This is a genomic window from Intrasporangium sp., assembly GCF_040414665.1.
Taxonomy (GTDB): Bacteria; Actinomycetota; Actinomycetes; order Actinomycetales; family Dermatophilaceae; genus Intrasporangium.
In genome coordinates, this window is record NZ_JBEDUL010000165.1 from 17132 (window position 1) to 32039 (window position 14908).

The 14908-nt window shown below is 69.4% G+C and carries 17 protein-coding genes; 5 read left to right on the forward strand and 12 right to left on the reverse strand.

What is annotated here, in order from left to right:
* Positions 1-20: 20 nt before the first annotated feature.
* The 9 genes from dapA to paaA form a co-directional block, all read right to left on the reverse strand.
* Positions 21-905 carry a 4-hydroxy-tetrahydrodipicolinate synthase gene (gene dapA, locus ABF401_RS17410; RefSeq protein WP_353510845.1) on the reverse strand — a complete coding sequence of 295 codons (885 nt, stop codon included), beginning with the start codon at positions 903-905 and terminating at the stop codon, positions 21-23.
* Positions 906-1149: 244 nt separating this feature from the next.
* Positions 1150-1614, reverse strand: coding sequence for a dihydrofolate reductase (locus ABF401_RS17415; RefSeq protein WP_353510846.1), 465 nt, complete (start codon positions 1612-1614; stop codon positions 1150-1152).
* A gap of 29 nt (positions 1615-1643) precedes the next feature.
* A complete protein-coding gene (locus tag ABF401_RS17420) occupies positions 1644-2456 on the reverse strand; it encodes a thymidylate synthase (RefSeq protein ID WP_353510847.1) in 813 nt (270 codons plus the stop codon).
* A 118-nt stretch (positions 2457-2574) separates the two neighbouring features.
* Entirely contained in the window at positions 2575-3546 is a 972-nt protein-coding gene (locus ABF401_RS17425; RefSeq protein ID WP_353510848.1) for a type IV toxin-antitoxin system AbiEi family antitoxin domain-containing protein, read from the reverse strand.
* 163 nt (positions 3547-3709) lie between these two features.
* Entirely contained in the window at positions 3710-4831 is a 1122-nt protein-coding gene (gene paaE, locus ABF401_RS17430; RefSeq protein ID WP_353510849.1) for a 1,2-phenylacetyl-CoA epoxidase subunit PaaE, read from the reverse strand.
* On the reverse strand, positions 4832-5350 hold the full coding sequence (gene paaD, locus ABF401_RS17435) for a 1,2-phenylacetyl-CoA epoxidase subunit PaaD (RefSeq protein ID WP_353510850.1): 519 nt from the start codon (positions 5348-5350) through the stop codon (positions 4832-4834).
* Positions 5351-5355: 5 nt separating this feature from the next.
* A complete protein-coding gene (paaC, locus tag ABF401_RS17440) occupies positions 5356-6114 on the reverse strand; it encodes a 1,2-phenylacetyl-CoA epoxidase subunit PaaC (protein ID WP_353510851.1) in 759 nt (252 codons plus the stop codon).
* On the reverse strand, positions 6114-6422 hold the full coding sequence (paaB, locus tag ABF401_RS17445) for a 1,2-phenylacetyl-CoA epoxidase subunit PaaB (protein WP_353510852.1): 309 nt from the start codon (positions 6420-6422) through the stop codon (positions 6114-6116). The genes paaC and paaB overlap by 1 nt, the downstream gene beginning before the upstream one ends.
* The gene (gene paaA, locus ABF401_RS17450) at positions 6419-7462 is read right to left on the reverse strand and encodes a 1,2-phenylacetyl-CoA epoxidase subunit PaaA (protein ID WP_353510853.1); all 1044 of its coding nucleotides are present in this window, start codon (positions 7460-7462) and stop codon (positions 6419-6421) included. Before paaA ends, paaB begins: the two co-directional genes overlap by 4 nt.
* An 81-nt stretch (positions 7463-7543) precedes the next feature.
* On the opposite strand from paaA, the gene ABF401_RS17455 reads away from it, so the two are divergent.
* From ABF401_RS17455 to ABF401_RS17470, 4 genes are read left to right on the forward strand one after another with little or no spacing between them, the layout of a single operon-like run.
* Positions 7544-8134: a GNAT family N-acetyltransferase gene (locus ABF401_RS17455; protein ID WP_353510854.1), complete on the forward strand. Its 591-nt coding sequence runs from the start codon at positions 7544-7546 to the stop codon at positions 8132-8134.
* Positions 8131-8883, forward strand: a complete 753-nt coding sequence (locus tag ABF401_RS17460; RefSeq protein WP_353510855.1) for an AzlC family ABC transporter permease — start codon at positions 8131-8133, stop codon at positions 8881-8883. Before ABF401_RS17455 ends, ABF401_RS17460 begins: the two co-directional genes overlap by 4 nt.
* Positions 8880-9194, forward strand: coding sequence for an AzlD domain-containing protein (locus tag ABF401_RS17465; RefSeq protein WP_353510856.1), 315 nt, complete (start codon positions 8880-8882; stop codon positions 9192-9194). The genes ABF401_RS17460 and ABF401_RS17465 overlap by 4 nt, the downstream gene beginning before the upstream one ends.
* The gene (locus ABF401_RS17470; RefSeq protein ID WP_353510857.1) at positions 9194-9601 is read left to right on the forward strand and encodes an MmcQ/YjbR family DNA-binding protein; all 408 of its coding nucleotides are present in this window, start codon (positions 9194-9196) and stop codon (positions 9599-9601) included. Before ABF401_RS17465 ends, ABF401_RS17470 begins: the two co-directional genes overlap by 1 nt.
* 6 nt (positions 9602-9607) lie before the next feature.
* On the opposite strand, the gene dapB is transcribed toward ABF401_RS17470, so the two are convergent.
* Positions 9608-10372, reverse strand: a complete 765-nt coding sequence (gene dapB / locus ABF401_RS17475) for a 4-hydroxy-tetrahydrodipicolinate reductase (protein ID WP_353510858.1) — start codon at positions 10370-10372, stop codon at positions 9608-9610.
* Positions 10373-10499: 127 nt separating this feature from the next.
* Between dapB and ABF401_RS17480 the strand changes: the two genes are divergently transcribed.
* Positions 10500-12113 (forward strand): FG-GAP-like repeat-containing protein, encoded by a 1614-nt coding sequence (locus ABF401_RS17480; RefSeq protein ID WP_353510859.1) that lies wholly within the window; start codon positions 10500-10502, stop codon positions 12111-12113.
* A gap of 69 nt (positions 12114-12182) precedes the next feature.
* Here the strand turns inward: ABF401_RS17480 and ABF401_RS17485 are convergent, their stop codons facing one another.
* Together ABF401_RS17485 and rpsO are read right to left on the reverse strand one after the other, a co-directional pair.
* Positions 12183-14459, reverse strand: coding sequence for a polyribonucleotide nucleotidyltransferase (locus tag ABF401_RS17485; protein WP_353510860.1), 2277 nt, complete (start codon positions 14457-14459; stop codon positions 12183-12185).
* Positions 14460-14615: 156 nt separating this feature from the next.
* Positions 14616-14885, reverse strand: a complete 270-nt coding sequence (gene rpsO, locus ABF401_RS17490; RefSeq protein ID WP_353510861.1) for a 30S ribosomal protein S15 — start codon at positions 14883-14885, stop codon at positions 14616-14618.
* Between the last annotated feature and the right edge of the window lie 23 nt (positions 14886-14908).

Consider the following 14908-nt stretch of genomic DNA (forward strand, 5'->3'; position numbering starts at 1 on the left):
CTCGGCAGTGGGCGCGCTCGTCAGGCGACCGTGGCCAGAGCGGAGCGAACGACCTGCCGCTGCTCGGGGGTCGCCTCGACGAGCGGCAGCCGCACCGTGGCGGACTCGATGATGCCCTGCTCGGCGAGGGCCGCCTTGGCCATGATGGCGCCCTGCGTGACGTTCATGACGGCGTCCACCATGGCGTGAAGCGACCGGTGGATGGCACGGGCATCGTCCCAGCGGCCCTCCACGACAGCGTCGGCGAAGCGTCGGTAGACCGCGGGGCAGGTCTGCGAGGTCACGCCCACGAACCCCACTGCGCCGTTGACGAAATGGGCCAGGTTCATCGCGTCGTCGCCGGAGTACCAGTCGAGGCCGGTCGCCTCCATGAGCTGGCTGGCGAGCCACAGGTCGGCCCGGGCGTCCTTGACGGCGACGATGCGCTCGTGCTCGGCGATCGCAAGGTAGGTCTCGCGGGCGATGGCGATGCCGGATCGGCCGGGGATGTCGTAGACCATGACCGGGAGGTCGCTCGCGTCGGCGAGGGCGAGGAAGTGGGCGACGAGCCCCGCCTGCGGCGGCTTGTTGTAGTACGGCGTGACAGCAAGGACCGCGTTGGCGCCGACCTTCTCAGCGACGCGGGCCGACTCGACGCTCTTGGCGGTGTCGTTGCTGCCCGCGCCGGCCACGATGACCGCCCGGTCGCCGACCGCGCCGACGACGACCCGGAGGAGGTCCTCCTTCTCAGCCGCCGTGGTCGTCGGCGCCTCCCCCGTCGTCCCGGACACGATGATGCCGTCGTGGCCCTCGTCGACCAGATGCGTGGCCAACCGCTGGGCGGCGTCCAGATCGACCGATCCGTCCGCCCGCATCGGCGTCACCATCGCCGAGAGAACTCGTCCTAGCCCGGGTGCGTCTGCCATGGGCCAAGGTTAGCGCCCGCTGCTTTCCGCGCTTCCAGGCGGCGACGACGCGCGCCCACTCCGATCGAAAGAACAGCTTTGGGGTCACTTCTGTCCGAAACCTGTTCACTCGATCAGGGCAGGCCGGGGCGCGGGAAGCGAGGCACTACTCGCTCGGGGGTCCGAGTAGTGCCTCGCCACCCCTACCATCGCGTTGCCTGCAGCGGCGTTACACGACCTTCGGGCGAATTTCAGGCCGGTCGGGTCAGCGGCGCAGGTAGGTGACCCACGCAAACTCGTCATGCGACTCGCGCTCGGTCTCCTGCCACTCGGAAAGGTCGACTTCCGGGAAGGTGACCGAGCCCTCCGGGGACTGGTCGACCTCGGTGATGACGAGGCGAGCGGCATACGGCATGGCCTCCCGGTAGACCTCGCCGCCCCCGATGACGAACACCTCGTCGGCGGGTCCGGCGAGGCTCAGGGCCTCGGCCAGCGAGTGCGCGGTCTCGACGTCCGGGTGGCGCCAGTCCTCCTGCCGGGTCAGCACGATGCTCCGACGGCCCGGCAGCACGCCGATGGCGTCGAACGTACGCCTGCCCATGATCATCGGGTGGCCCATCGTCGTGCGCTTGAAGAACTTGAGGTCCTCTGAGATGTGCCACGGCATCGAGGAGCCGTCGCCGATCACGCCGTTGCGGCCGACGGCGGCGATCATCGTCACGTTCGTCATGGAGCCACTGTGTCAGCAAGTGCCTGGGCTCAGACAGCGATCGGGGCGCGAATGCCCGGCTCGGCCACATAGTCGACGAGCTCGAAGTCGTCCAGGTCGAACTCGTCGATGCTCGTCTTGCCGGCAGTGATCCGCATCGTCGGCAGCGGGTGCGGGGTGCGCGTCAGCTGGAGCCGGGCCTGCTCGAGGTGGTTGAGGTAGAGATGTGCGTCGCCCAGCGTGTGGACGAACTCGCCGGGCTCCAGGCCGGTCAGCTGGGCGACCATCTGCGTCAGCAGCGCATAGCTCGCGATGTTGAACGGCACGCCGAGGAAGATGTCGGCGCTGCGCTGGTAGAGCTGGCACGAGAGGCGCCGTTTGCCGTCCGCGCCGGGCGGGGCGACGTAGAACTGGAAGAGCGTGTGGCACGGGGGCAGCGCCATGTCGTCGACATCCGCGACGTTCCAGGCCGAGACGATGAGCCGCCGCGAGTCCGGATTGGTGCGGATCTGCTCGATGACCTTCGCGATCTGGTCGACGCGGCGCCCGTCCGGCGTCGGCCAGGAGCGCCACTGGTAGCCGTAGATCGGCCCGAGGTTGCCGTCCTTGTCCGCCCACTCATCCCAGATCGAGATGCCGCGCTCCTGGAGCCAGCGCACGTTCGTGTCACCTCGGAGGAACCACAGCAGCTCTCCGATGATCGAGCGCAGGTGCAGCTTCTTCGTCGTCATCGCCGGGAACCCGTCCGCAAGGTCGAAACGCATCTGGTGGCCGAAGACACTGAGCGTGCCGGTCCCGGTCCGGTCGGACTTCTCCTGCCCGTGGGTCAGGACGTGGTCGAGAAGCTCGAGATACTGCCGCACGAAGTCAGCGTAACCAGGGGGTGCTGACCCGTGGGGCAAGCCGTGGCGCAGGCGCCGGGGGTGTCGTGTGCGGTGTTCGGTGCCCCGGCCCCGATTTGTGCGCACGCCACCCTTGCCGCTACGCAGCGGCCGCATCGAGGGCACAGCCTGGCCGAGCGCACCGATGCGGAAGGCCGGCCCAGCCGCGTGATGTGAAGATCTGCGCGAGTTCAGCACCGAGTTGGCAGGGCGTGTGAGCGACGTCGATCCAGAAGACCCTGACGGTCAGACGACCTTGGACGGCGGCCACTCGGTCTCGCCGGCCGTCGCGCTGCTGGCCCAACCACCCCTCGTGTCCGAGTCTGCCGTTGATCTCGACAATGACCGCCAGGTCGGGGTGGTCGACGTCGCGGGAGGTCCGTCCGGCGCCCGGCTCCTGACGATGGCCTGCCGGCAGCCCGTGGGCAGCCACGACATCGCGCTGGTAGCGCAGCTCAGCGGAGCTCTCGATGCCATCGAAGTCAGCGAGTATCTCCGTCAGCAGCCCGAAATGGGTCTGGTTCGGCCTGGACGCCAAGACCGATCGCAGCCGGGTCTCATCCGTCTGCTGCAGCTGACACGCCTTGGCCATCAGGGCCACAGCACGGTCGAGGCTCGTGCCCATGGCTCGGTCGAACACGGTGTGCTCCACGGTCGTTCGATGCGGCCAGGCATCGGGATGGACGCGCTCGTGGAAGCGCCGCGAGCGGGTCACGACGATGCCCGGTCTTGTGCTGGAGCGTCGACCGGCGGGCACTATGACGTGGATGCTCTCTCCCGCTGACGCGGTCAGTCCCCAGGCGTGCGCCGCGCTCGGCCCACACAGAGCAGCTGGTCGACCCATGAAGAGCAGGGCGGCAACGGCGTGCACCTCCCAGTCGTCGCGCCCTGGCTCGGTGAGGTAGACGCCCGGGTGCACGCGCACCCAGCGAGCGGACGCGATCTTCCACCGGATCTCCTCATCGGTGATTCCCGCCTGGAGGGCCTGCTGGCGAGTCACCAGACCCGACTGGCCAGCAATCCGGGCACACAGCAGCCGGTGGGAGCTTCGGGCCGCTTCGTCGCCAGGCACCCGCCCAGCATCAACGAGGTGACCGCATCGAGCGCCGGGCTGTCCACAACCCCGCTTCGGTCCGACGCAAGGGCCTGTCCGCCGTGTGCAGCCTTCGGGGCCCAGAGCCCGAATGCTGCACACACGAGCCGAATTGAGCGATCGGAGCCCGGCACCTCCTCGCTCAGGCGTCGTAGTCGAGCGACACGTCGTCGGTCACCGGGTGGCTCTGGCAGGTGAGGACCATGCCGGCTGCGACCTCGTCCGGCTCGAGTGCGTAGTTGCGGTCCATCCGCACCTCGCCGGAGACGAGCCTGGCCCGGCACGTGCCGCAGACGCCGTTCGTGCACGAGAAGGGCGCGTCGGGCCGCAGGCGGAGCGTCGCGTCGAGGATTGTCTCGTCGCGGCTCGGCATGGGAACCACCGTCGTGCGCCCGTCGAGGTTCACCGTCACGGTCGCCGCGGGCGGTGCACCCTCGTCGACGACGACCTTCCGCCTCGGCTCGGTGCCGTCGTCGACGTGGAAGATCTCGTGGTGGATGTGGTGCGGGTCGACACCTCGCCCCGCGAGCAGCGCCTCCGCCGACGTCACCATCCCGAAGGGTCCGCAGAGGTACCACTCGTCCACGGAGCCGACCGGCACGAGCGTGGCGAAGATCCGCTCGAGCCGCTCGGGGTCGAGTCGCCCGCTGAACAGCTCGACGTCCTGCACCTCGCGGGAGAGGACGTTGATCAGGTGGAAACGCCCGGCGAAACGGTTCTTCAGGTCCTCGAGCTCCTCGAGGAACATGATCGAGCTCGTCCTTCGGTTGCCGTAGAGCAGCGTCACCCGAGAACTCGGCTCTTCCTCGAGTGCCGTCGAGAGCAAGGACATCACCGGCGTGATCCCGGAACCTGCCGCGATCGCCAGATGATGCCGTATGCCGCTGGGCTGGGTCGCGCACGTGAAGCTGCCCAACGGGGTCATGACCTCGAGCACATCGCCCGCGGCCACGACGTCGTTGAGCCAGTTCGACATCCGTCCCTCGGGGACCCGCGCTGCGGCGACCCGCAGGGTACGGCTGGCGGTGGCGGCCCCGCGGGACTGACAGATCGAGTAGGACTGGCGGACCTCCTCGCCGTTGATCGTCGCGCGCAACGTCAGGTGCTGGCCCGGCTCGAACCGGTACTCGTCGGCGAGCTCGGGCGGGACCGCGAAGGTGATGGCGACGGACTCATCGGTGAGCCGCTCGACATCGGCCACGGTCAGGTCGTGGAAGCGCGCCCGGTGGCGGGCGGGAGCGCCCTCGGTGGTGAGGTCGGTCATTCAGATGGCCTTGAACTCGTCGAAGGGCTCACCGCACGCGTTGCACCGGCGCAGGGCCTTGCACGCGGTGGACCCGAAGTGGGTGATCTCGGTCGTGTCGCTCGAGCCGCACAGCGGGCAGCTGACGACGTGCCGCTGGAGCTGGACGGGAACGGGACCACGGCCCTCCCCTTCAGGGACCGGCCCGACCGGTCCGGGCGGCGCGATGCCGAAGCGCTCGAGCGCTGCCCGGCCCTCCTCGGTCATCCAGTCGGTCGTCCACGCGGGCGACAGCCGGGTCTGCACCTCGGCCTGGTAGCCGTGGGCCTCGGCCTCCCACCGGATCCGGTCCGTGATCGCCGCCATCGCGGGGCAGCCGGAGTACGTCGGCGTGATGGTCACGACGAGCGCCTGGGCGTCCTCGTCGACCTCAACGTCCCGCAGGATGCCGAGGTCGGCAATGGAGATGACCGGGATCTCGGGGTCCGGGATCCGTGAGATCGCTTCAGCGACAGCGGCTTTCGTCGGAAGTGTCGCCATCGGGCTCACCACGTCGCGCCCGGGTGGGAGCGGGCGATGTGCTGCATCTCGGCAAGCAGGTAACCCATCGGGGCCGAGTGGATCCCGGCGCGTCCGCCACGGGAGCGCCATGTCGGGTCGTCCGGGAGGGTCAGCGTCGCCTGCTCGACGACGGCACCCACGGTAGTGACGACCGCATCGTGCAGCGACGAGGGCAGGACCCCGACCCCGGCCTTCGCGGCCGCCACGGAGGCCTCGTCGTCGACGAAGAGCTCGGCCAGGTACGGCAGCACCCACTCCAGGCCTGCCTGCATCCGGCGGTGCGACTCCTCGGTGCCATCACCGAGCCGCACCACCCACTGGGCCGCGTGGTCGACGTGGTAGCGCACCTCCTTGAGCGCCTTCCCGGCCACCCCGGCGAGGACGCCGTCGCTGGAAGCGAGCAGAGCGGCATACAACTGCTTCTGGTACGAGGAAAACCACAGCAACCGCGCCATCTCCCGCCCGAAGTCACCCCGCTCCTGCTCGACGAGGTGGACGTTGCGCCAGTCCCGCTCGTCCCGCGTCATGGCGTAGTCGTCCTCGCTGCGCCCCGTCCCGTCGAGCGAGCCGACGTAGGGATAGAGCCCGCGCGCCTGCCCGAGGAGATCCAGCGCGATGTTGCCGAGCGCCATGTCCTCCTCGAGCTGCGGGGCGTTGGTCATCCACTCCGCCAGCCGCTGCGCGTAGACCATCGCGTCATCGGCCACGCCGAGCAGATATGCAGCAGAAGAGTTCTCGGCCATCACAGGTACTCGACATCCTCGGGCACCTCATAGAACGACGGGTGCCGGTAGACCTTGTCGGCCGCGGGGTCGAAGAAGGAGTCCTTCTCCTCCGGGCTGCTCGCGACGATGTCGGAGGCGCGGACGACCCAGATCGAGACGCCCTCCTGACGGCGGGTGTAGACGTCGCGACCGTTGCGCAGCGCCATCTGGGCGTCCGGGGCGTGCAGCGAGCCGACGTGGGCGTGCGAGAGCCCTCGCTTCCCGCGGACGAACACCTCCCAGAGCGGCCAGCTCTTCTCGGCGGGCCCGGAGACGGGTTCGGTCACGCGGCACTTCCCTTCAGCTCGTCGGCGTGCTTCGCGGCGTAGGCGTTGGCGGCCTCGCGCACCCACGCACCCTCCTCGTGGGCGCGGCGGCGGTGGGCGATCCGCTCGGCGTTGCACGGGCCGTCACCGCGCAGGACCCGCCAGAACTCGTCCCAGTCGATGGGCCCGAAGTCGTAGTGCCCGCGCTCCTCGTTCCACCTCAGCTCCGGGTCGGGCAGGACGATGCCGAGCTTGTCCGCCTGCGGCACCATCATGTCGACGAACTTCTGGCGCAGGTCGTCGTTGCTGAACCGCTTGATCCCCCACGCCATCGACTGTGCGGTGTGCCCCCCCTTGGCGGCGTCACCGGTGTCGGGCGGGCCGAACATCATCAGCGCCGGCCACCACCACCGGTTGGCGGCGTCCTGGGCCATGGCCTGCTGCGCCTCGGTGCCGCGCATGAGGTTCCAGAGGATCTCGAAGCCCTGCCGCTGGTGGAACGACTCCTCCTTGCACACGCGGATCATGGCGCGCGCGTAGGGGCCGTAGGAGCACCGGCACAGCGGCACCTGGTTCATGATCGCGGCGCCGTCGACGAGCCAGCCGATCGCGCCGCAGTCGGCCCAGGTCAGCGTCGGGTAGTTGAAGATGGACGAGTACTTCTGCTTGCCGCTGTGCAGCCGGTCGAGCAGCTCGGCGCGGTCGACGCCGAGCGTCTCGGCCGCGCTGTAGAGGTAGAGGCCGTGCCCCGCCTCGTCCTGGACCTTGGCGATGAGGATCGCCTTGCGGCGCAGCGAGGGGGCGCGGGTGATCCAGTTGCCCTCGGGCTGCATGCCGATGATCTCGGAGTGGGCGTGCTGCGCGATCTGGCGGATCAGGGTCTGCCGGTACTCGTCCGGCATCGCGTCCCGTGGCTCGATCCGCTGGTCAGCGGAGATGAGGGCATCGAAACCGCCGCCGACCTGCTCGCGGCGGTCGTCGTGTGCGAGAGCCTCGTCGTAGGCGCCCGTCTCCGCCGCGTTGAGCGGCTCGTTCGGGTCGATGACGTCGTTGCCATACATGCGTCCAGTATGCGAGATGGGCGCCAGTCGCACCAAAGTGGCCCTTTCTCGCACGCGCGGAGCGCCTGAGACGATGCTGTGGTGAACCAACCGCACCACCCCGTCCACCCAGGGCACGACCACCCGCCCGGCCCCCTCGCCGACGCCAGCGTCCGGCTCGCCCGAGTGTCCGATGCCCCTGCCATCGGGTTCGTCCAGGCGGTCGTCTTCCGTGAGGCGTATGCCGCTGAGCTGGCTCCCGAGGTCATCGCCGAGTTCCAGCCCCAGGCGTTCGCGACCGCGTGGCGGACGACGCTCCAGGGTGCCGCGGCAGACGACGGTGTTCTGCTCGTGGCGTGCGCGGGCGAGCAGGTGGTCGGATTGGCGGCGGTGGGCGCATCGAGCGATCCCGACGCCGACGACAGGACCGCCGAGCTGCTCGTGCTCGCCGTTCATCCGGAGGCGCGGCGCCAGGGCCATGGCTCCCGCCTGCTCCATGCCGTCGTCGACACGGCCCGGGCCCGTGGACGTGACCGGTTGACCGCTTGGGCCCTCGCCTCCGCCGAGGAGGTGCGCGGGTTCCTCGTCGCGGCTGGACTGGACACGGACGGCGCCCACCGTGAGCGGGTGGTGGGCCGCGACGGCGAGAGCGCCGAGGAGGTCCGTCTCTCCGCCTCCTTGGAGGCGGCATGACAGCAGACGTGCTGCGCACAGAGGAGCGCCGCCTCGTCGTCCGCGAGGCCCTGTCCGTCGGGATCGCGACGGGCGCCTATGGCATCAGCTTCGGGGCTCTGGCGGTCTCTGCCGGCCTCGACGTGTGGCAGGCGTGTGCCCTCTCGTTGCTGATGTTCACGGGCGGCTCGCAGTTCGCCTTCATCGGGATCATCTCGGCCGGCCTGCATGCGGCCCCGGCCGCGATCGCCGCGTCTTCGCTCCTTGGCGTCCGCAACGGTCTCTATGCCCTGGAGCTGACCCAGCTGCTCGGGGTCCGCGGCGTCCGACGGCTCGCCGCCGCGCACGTCACCATCGACGAGTCGACCGCGGTCGCGGTGTCCCAGTCGCACGTCAAGGCTGCGCGCCTCGGGTTCTGGCTGACCGGTCTGACTGTCTTCGCGTTGTGGAACCTCACGACGCTCGTGGGCGCCCTCGTGGGCAACGCCCTCGGGGACCCCAAGACCTGGGGTCTCGACGCGGCGGCCTGCGCTGCGTTCACCGCCCTGCTCTGGCCCCGGCTGAAGAACCGTGACGCCGTCGCGATTGCCGTCGTCGCCGCTGTGGTCGCGGTCGTGCTCGCACCAGCGACTCCGCCCGGCGTCCCGGTCATCGTCGCGGCACTGGCCGCGCTCATCGCCTGGCGCGAACCGCGTCGAGGCGCAGGTGGCATCGGCGAGGAGGCGCGGGACCCGGGGCCGCGCCAGTCGGAGCCGGAGGTGCAGTCATGAGCATGTGGGTCGCGCTGCTCGCCGCGGCCGCCATCGCTTTCGGGCTCAAGCTCGTTGGCTACCTCGTGCCGGCCGACCTGCTGGCCGAGCCCCACGTCAAGCGCGTCACCGCGGCGCTGCCCGTCGCGCTGCTCGCTGCCCTCGTCGCGATCCAGACCCTGACCGGCCCGGGTGGTACCTGGACGCTCGACGCGCGCCTCGCCGCGGTGGGCGTGGCGGTTGTTGCGCTGATCCTCCGGGCGCCGTTCATCGTCGTCGTCGTCCTTGGAGCGGCGACCGCCGCTCTCCTGCGACTCGCCGGCTGGGCCTGATGGCCGACGCGGACGACGTGCGTCGGATCGCCCTTCGCCTGCCACACGTCGTCGAGATCGACAGCGATGGCTTCGACTTCCGGGTGGGCGACAAGGGATTCGTGTGGTCCTACCCGGAGCGCAGCCCAGGCCGGCGCCGGGTCATCCGTACCGACATCGCCGTCCTCTTCGTCGGGGACGAGGCCGAGAAGCAGGCGCTGCTCCTTGGCGAGCCGGACCTGTTCTTCACCACTCCCGCCTATGACGGCTGGCCACTCGTCATGCTGCGTCTCGAGGCGGTGGACACCGACCGGCTCGACGAGCTCGTCGTCGATGCCTGGCGGATGCGCGCGCCGGTGGACCTGGCGGCCGAGCTGCCCGAGCCCTGGCGAGGCTCGGGCGGCGGCGGCGGGCAACGGGCCCAGTGACTCAGGTCAGTCGAGGCCGAGGTACTTCTCCAACCCCACGGTGAGGCCCGGGTGGTCGGCGACGGCCCGGACCGCGCCGATCACGCCCGGCATGAAGGAGGCCCGGTCGAACGAGTCGTGGCGGATCGTGAGCTGCTCGCCGGCGTTGCCGAGGAGGATCTCCTGGTGCGCAACCAGCCCACGCAGCCTCACCGAGTGCACGTGTATGCCGCTGAGCTGGGCCCCGCGAGCGCCCTCCGGATCGTGGGTGGTTGCGTCGGGGACGGGGGGCAGGCCGGCCTCGTCGCGCGCAGCCCCGATGAGGGCAGCCGTGCGTGCGGCCGTTCCGGACGGCGCATCGACCTTGCCCGGATGGTGCAGCTCGATGATCTCGACGGATTCGAAGTACGCCGCCGCCTTGGCGGCCACCGACATCATGAGCAGGGCTCCGATCGCGAAGTTCGGCGCAATGAGCACGCCGACCCCCGAGCCGGTGCGGGCTGGCGGGGCCCCCTCGAGCCGGTGTCGCAGGGCTGCCACTCGAGCGTCGTCCCAGCCGGTGGTGCCGACGACGACGTGAACGCCTCGGTCCACGCACCAAGCGACGTTGTCCGGTGATGCGGCGGGGACGGTCAGCTCGACGGCGACGTCAGCGCCGCCCAGGTCGCCCAGCTCGTCACTCGAGCCGTACGCGCCGACGAGCCTCAGTCCCTCGGCCTCCTCAACGGCCCGCACGGCCTCGGAACCCATCCGACCCCTTGCCCCGATCACCGCGACCTTGATGTCCGTCACGACGCAACCCTATCCACCGGGTCACCGCTCTCCGCCCGTCTCGCCAGCATCGCACCTTCGGGACCAAAGGCCCAACGTCGGCTTCGGTCTCATCGCATACTTGAGCTGATGTGAGGAAGTGGTCATCATGCGTGATTTCCGTGCCCGCACCAACCTCCGGAGGGTCCGCCGGATCCTTCTCGCACCGCTCGCCGCCGTGGCGCTGCTGATCGGCCTCGTGCCTGCCATCGCGCCGCCCGCTCAGGCCGCGACCCTTTTTGGCCACGACGTCTCCTGGCCGCAGTGCGCGTCGAGCGTCGGCGGGTTCGACCTGCCCATGCCCCCGGACAGCACCCAGTTCGTCATCGTGGGCCTGACCAAAGGCCTGCCGTTCACCGAGAACCCATGTCTCGCGTCGCAGGTCGCCTGGGTCCGGGATCGGAGCAAGCCGGCTCACGGGTACACCATGGCCGCCTTCCCGACGAGCGCGCAGCTGAGCACCTATGGTTCGCAGGGCCCGTGGTCGACCAGCACCCGGGCGGGCCGGCTCTCCAACGTCGGGTATGCAGAAGCCAGGTACGCCGTGGCGACGCTGGCTCGCATCGGCTGGCGGCCGCCCGTCGTCTGGATCGATGTCGAACCACGCCCGGCGCAACCCTGGCCCTCAGGCAATGCAGCCCAGCAACGCGAGAACCGGTACGTCGTCGAGGGCCTGATGCGCGGCCTCCGCGACAACGGCTACGCCTACGGCCTCTACTCCTTCGCCAACGGCTGGCAGGAGATCACCGGCGGTTGGCGCCTGCCGGGTGTCCCCGTGTGGGCGACGGCCGGGCGACTGGACTACCCTGACGAGGCTCTGGACCGGTGCACGCAGGCGAGCTTCTCGGGTGGGCGCGTGTACCTCTCGCAGTGGTACGACGACACCCGGGACTATGACCGGACCTGTGGCACCTACGCGTTCAGCAACCTGCCCATTCCCGCCTCGACGCTCTCCAATTCCACGGCCGACTTCAACGGGGACTGGAACAACGACGTCCTGGCGAGGCGTAGCTCCGACAGCACGCTGAATCTCTATCCCGGCCGAGGCAACGGCCGACTCGCCTCCCGCCTTCAGATCGGCACCGGTTGGGGGGCATTCAGCGCTCTCGAGACGGTCGGCGACTTCAGCGGTGACGGGGCACTTGACGTGCTGGCGCGGGAGGCAGCCACGGGCGACCTGTGGATGTACCGGGGCACGGGCAAGGGAGGCTGGTCCACCAGGGTCCGAGTTGGTACGGGCTGGAACCCGTTCAACGCGATCATCGGTCCCGGGGACTTCGACGGCGACCAGCGCGTCGACGTCCTCGCTCGCAAGGCCTCGACCGGAGAGCTGTTCCTCTACGCCGGGAACGGCTCGGGCGGGTGGAAGGGATCGCGACGGGTGGGCACCGGCTGGAACGTGTTCAACCGGTTGATCGGAGCCGGGGACGTCAACGGTGACGGACGGGCGGATGTCCTGGCTCGCGAGTCGAGCACCGGGTACCTCTGGCTGTACCCCGGCAACGGGTCCGGCGGCTGGCTGCCCCGGGTGCGGATCGGCACCGGGTGGAATGGCATGACCGCAATCATGAGCCCCGGGGACCTCACCGGTGATCGAGTGGTCGACGTCGTCGCCCGGGACCGGACCGGCGCCTTGTGGCTGTACGCGCGGACCGCGTCCGGAGGGTGGGCGACGCGAGTCCAGATTGGGACGGGCTGGAACGGGATCAACGCAATCTTCTGACCGGCTCCTGCATCGAAGCGGCCCGGAACCGCGAGGGGTTCCGGGCCGCTTCACATCCGCGTCGGTGACTCAGGCGTCAGCCGGTTCCTCGGCCTTGGCGGGCTCGGCCTTGGTGTCGGCCTCTCCCTCGGGCAGGACAGCCGCGAGCGAGAGCTTGCCGCGCGGGTCGATCTCCTTGAGCTCGACCTGGATCTTCTGGCCCACCTTGACCACGTCGTCGACGCTGTCGATCCGCTTGCCGCCGACGAGCTTGCGCACCTCGGAGATGTGCAGCAGGCCGTCCTTGCCGGGCAGCAGCGAGATGAACGCACCGAACGTCGTCGTCTTGACGACCGTGCCGAGGAAGCGCTCGCCGACCTCCGGCATCTGCGGGTTCGCGATGGCATTGATCGCCGCGCGAGCCGCCTCCGCAGACGGGCCGTCGACGGCTCCGATGAACACAGTGCCGTCGTCCTCGATCGAGATGTCGGCTCCGGTGTCGTCCTGGATCTGGTTGATCATCTTGCCCTTCGGGCCGATGACCTCACCGATCTTGTCCACGGGGACCTTCACCGTGATGATCCGCGGCGCATAGGGGCTCATCTCGTCGGGCACGTCGATGGCCTCGGCCATGACGTCGAGGATGTGCAGCCGGGCGTTGCGGGCCTGGGTGAGCGCGCCGGCGAGGACCGACGCCGGGATGCCGTCGAGCTTCGTGTCGAGCTGGATCGCCGTGACGAACTCCTTGGTGCCGGCGACCTTGAAGTCCATGTCACCGAAGGCGTCCTCTGCGCCGAGGATGTCGGTCAGGGCGGCGTACCGCGTCTCCCCGTCAACCTCGTCGGAAACGAGACCCATCGCGATGCCGGCCACCGGGGCGCGCAGCGGCACACCGGCGTTGAGCAGCGACAGGGTCGAGGCACAGACCGAGCCCATCGACGTCGAGCCGTTGGATCCGAGGGCCTCGGACACCTGGCGGATCGCGTAGGGGAACTCCTCGCGCGTCGGCAGCACCGGCATGAGGGCGCGCTCGGCAAGCGCTCCGTGGCCGATCTCGCGACGCTTGGGCGAGCCCACGCGCCCGGTCTCACCGGTGCTGTAGGGCGGGAAGTTGTAGTTGTGCATGTAGCGCTTGCGCGTCTGCGGGTTCAGCGTGTCGAGCTGCTGCTCCATCTTGAGCATGTTGAGCGTCGTGACCCCCATGATCTGGGTCTCGCCGCGCTCGAAGATGGCCGAGCCGTGGACACGCGGCAGGACCTCGACCTCGGCGCCGAGGGCGCGGATGTCGGCGAGACCACGGCCGTCGATGCGGACCTCGTCGCGCAGGATGCGCTGGCGGACCAGCTTCTTCTGCAGCGCGCGGAACGCGGCCGAAACCTCCTTGCGCCGACCCGCGAACGGGCCGTGCACGTCGCTGTCCTCACCCTCCCCGACGAGCTTGAGGTGCAGCGCCGACTTGATCTCGTCGAGCCGGTCCTCGCGCTCGGTCTTGCCGGCGATCGTCAGGGCGGCAGCCGTGTCGGCCGAGGCGGCCTCCTCGACGGCGGCGTAGACGTCGTCCTCGTAGTCGAGGAAGACGGGGAAGTCCTCCACCGGCTTGGCCGCCTTGGCAGCCAGCTCGGCCTGCGCCTCGCACAGCACCTTGATGAACTTCTTGCTCGCCTCGAGGCCCTCGGCGACGACCTCCTCGGTCGGCGCCTGCTTGCCCTCGTGCCTGACGAGGCTCCACGTCGACTCGGTCGACTCCGCCTCGACCATCATGATCGCGACGTCATCGCCACCCGAACCCGACACGACACGGCCCGCGACGACCATGTCGAAGACGGAGCGCTCGATGTCCGAGAAGTTCGGGAACGCGACCCACTGGCCGTCGATGAGCGAGACCCGCACGCCACCGATCGGGCCGGAGAACGGCAGGCCGGAGATCTGCGTCGAGGCGCTCGCGGCGTTGATCGCGAGCACGTCGTACTGGTGGTCCGGGTTCAGGGCGAACACCGTGATGATGACCTGGACCTCGTTGCGCAGGCCCTTCTTGAAGGTCGGGCGCAGCGGCCGGTCGATGAGCCGGCAGGTGAGGATCGCCTCGGTCGTGGGGCGGCCCTCGCGACGGAAGAACGAGCCGGGGATCCGGCCCACGGAGTACATCCGCTCCTCAACGTCAACGGTGAGCGGGAAGAAGTCGAACTGGTCCTTGGGGGTCTTTCCCGCGGACGTCGTCGACATGATCATCGTGTCCTCGTCGAGGTACGCGACGACGGCTCCCCCGGCCTGCTTGGCCAGGCGCCCGGTCTCGAAGCGGACCGTGCGAGTCCCGAGGCTGCCGTTGTCGATGACGGCCTCGGCGAAGGTGATGTCTGGACCCTCCATGTAGGGGCCCTCGCTTTCTTTCTCTCTTCGTGCCCACGCACATCGTCGTTGTGTGCGGGGTTTCATCAGGCGGGCCGCGGACCAGCGGGGGTGCGAGCCTCACCACGACGAAAGGCGGTCACCGCAGGACTGCGGTGACCGCCTTTCGTCACGTGTTCATCGACGCAGGCCGAGTCGCTTGATGAGCGATCGGTAGCGCTCGATGTCGGTCGCCTCGAGGTAGCGCAGCATGCGCTTGCGGCGGCCGACGAGCAGGAGGAGACCACGACGGCTGTGGTGGTCGTGCTTGTGAGCCCGAGAGTGCTCGGTGAGGTCCTTGATGCGCTGCGTCAGCATCGCGATCTGCACCTCGGGGGAGCCGGTGTCGCCGTCCTTGGTGGCGTACTCGGCCATGATCTGCTTCTTCACGTCAGCGTCCAATGGCATGGATGACCGACTCCTTCTCATCT

What these genes read in the sequence shown, in the direction of transcription:
- dapA (WP_353510845.1), bottom strand. Translation starts at nt 905, where the DNA reads ATGGCAGACGCACCCGGGCTAGGACGAGTTCTCTCGGCGATGGTGACG.
- ABF401_RS17415 (WP_353510846.1), bottom strand. Translation starts at nt 1,614, where the DNA reads ATGACGAACGTGACGATGATCGCCGCCGTCGGCCGCAACGGCGTGATC.
- paaE (WP_353510849.1), bottom strand. Translation starts at nt 4,831, where the DNA reads ATGACCGACCTCACCACCGAGGGCGCTCCCGCCCGCCACCGGGCGCGC.
- paaD (WP_353510850.1), bottom strand. Translation starts at nt 5,350, where the DNA reads ATGGCGACACTTCCGACGAAAGCCGCTGTCGCTGAAGCGATCTCACGG.
- paaC (WP_353510851.1), bottom strand. Translation starts at nt 6,114, where the DNA reads ATGGCCGAGAACTCTTCTGCTGCATATCTGCTCGGCGTGGCCGATGAC.
- paaA (WP_353510853.1), bottom strand. Translation starts at nt 7,462, where the DNA reads ATGTATGGCAACGACGTCATCGACCCGAACGAGCCGCTCAACGCGGCG.
- ABF401_RS17460 (WP_353510855.1), top strand. Translation starts at nt 8,131, where the DNA reads ATGACAGCAGACGTGCTGCGCACAGAGGAGCGCCGCCTCGTCGTCCGC.
- ABF401_RS17465 (WP_353510856.1), top strand. Translation starts at nt 8,880, where the DNA reads ATGAGCATGTGGGTCGCGCTGCTCGCCGCGGCCGCCATCGCTTTCGGG.
- ABF401_RS17470 (WP_353510857.1), top strand. Translation starts at nt 9,194, where the DNA reads ATGGCCGACGCGGACGACGTGCGTCGGATCGCCCTTCGCCTGCCACAC.
- ABF401_RS17480 (WP_353510859.1), top strand. Translation starts at nt 10,500, where the DNA reads ATGCGTGATTTCCGTGCCCGCACCAACCTCCGGAGGGTCCGCCGGATC.
- ABF401_RS17485 (WP_353510860.1), bottom strand. Translation starts at nt 14,459, where the DNA reads ATGGAGGGTCCAGACATCACCTTCGCCGAGGCCGTCATCGACAACGGC.
- rpsO (WP_353510861.1), bottom strand. Translation starts at nt 14,885, where the DNA reads ATGCCATTGGACGCTGACGTGAAGAAGCAGATCATGGCCGAGTACGCC.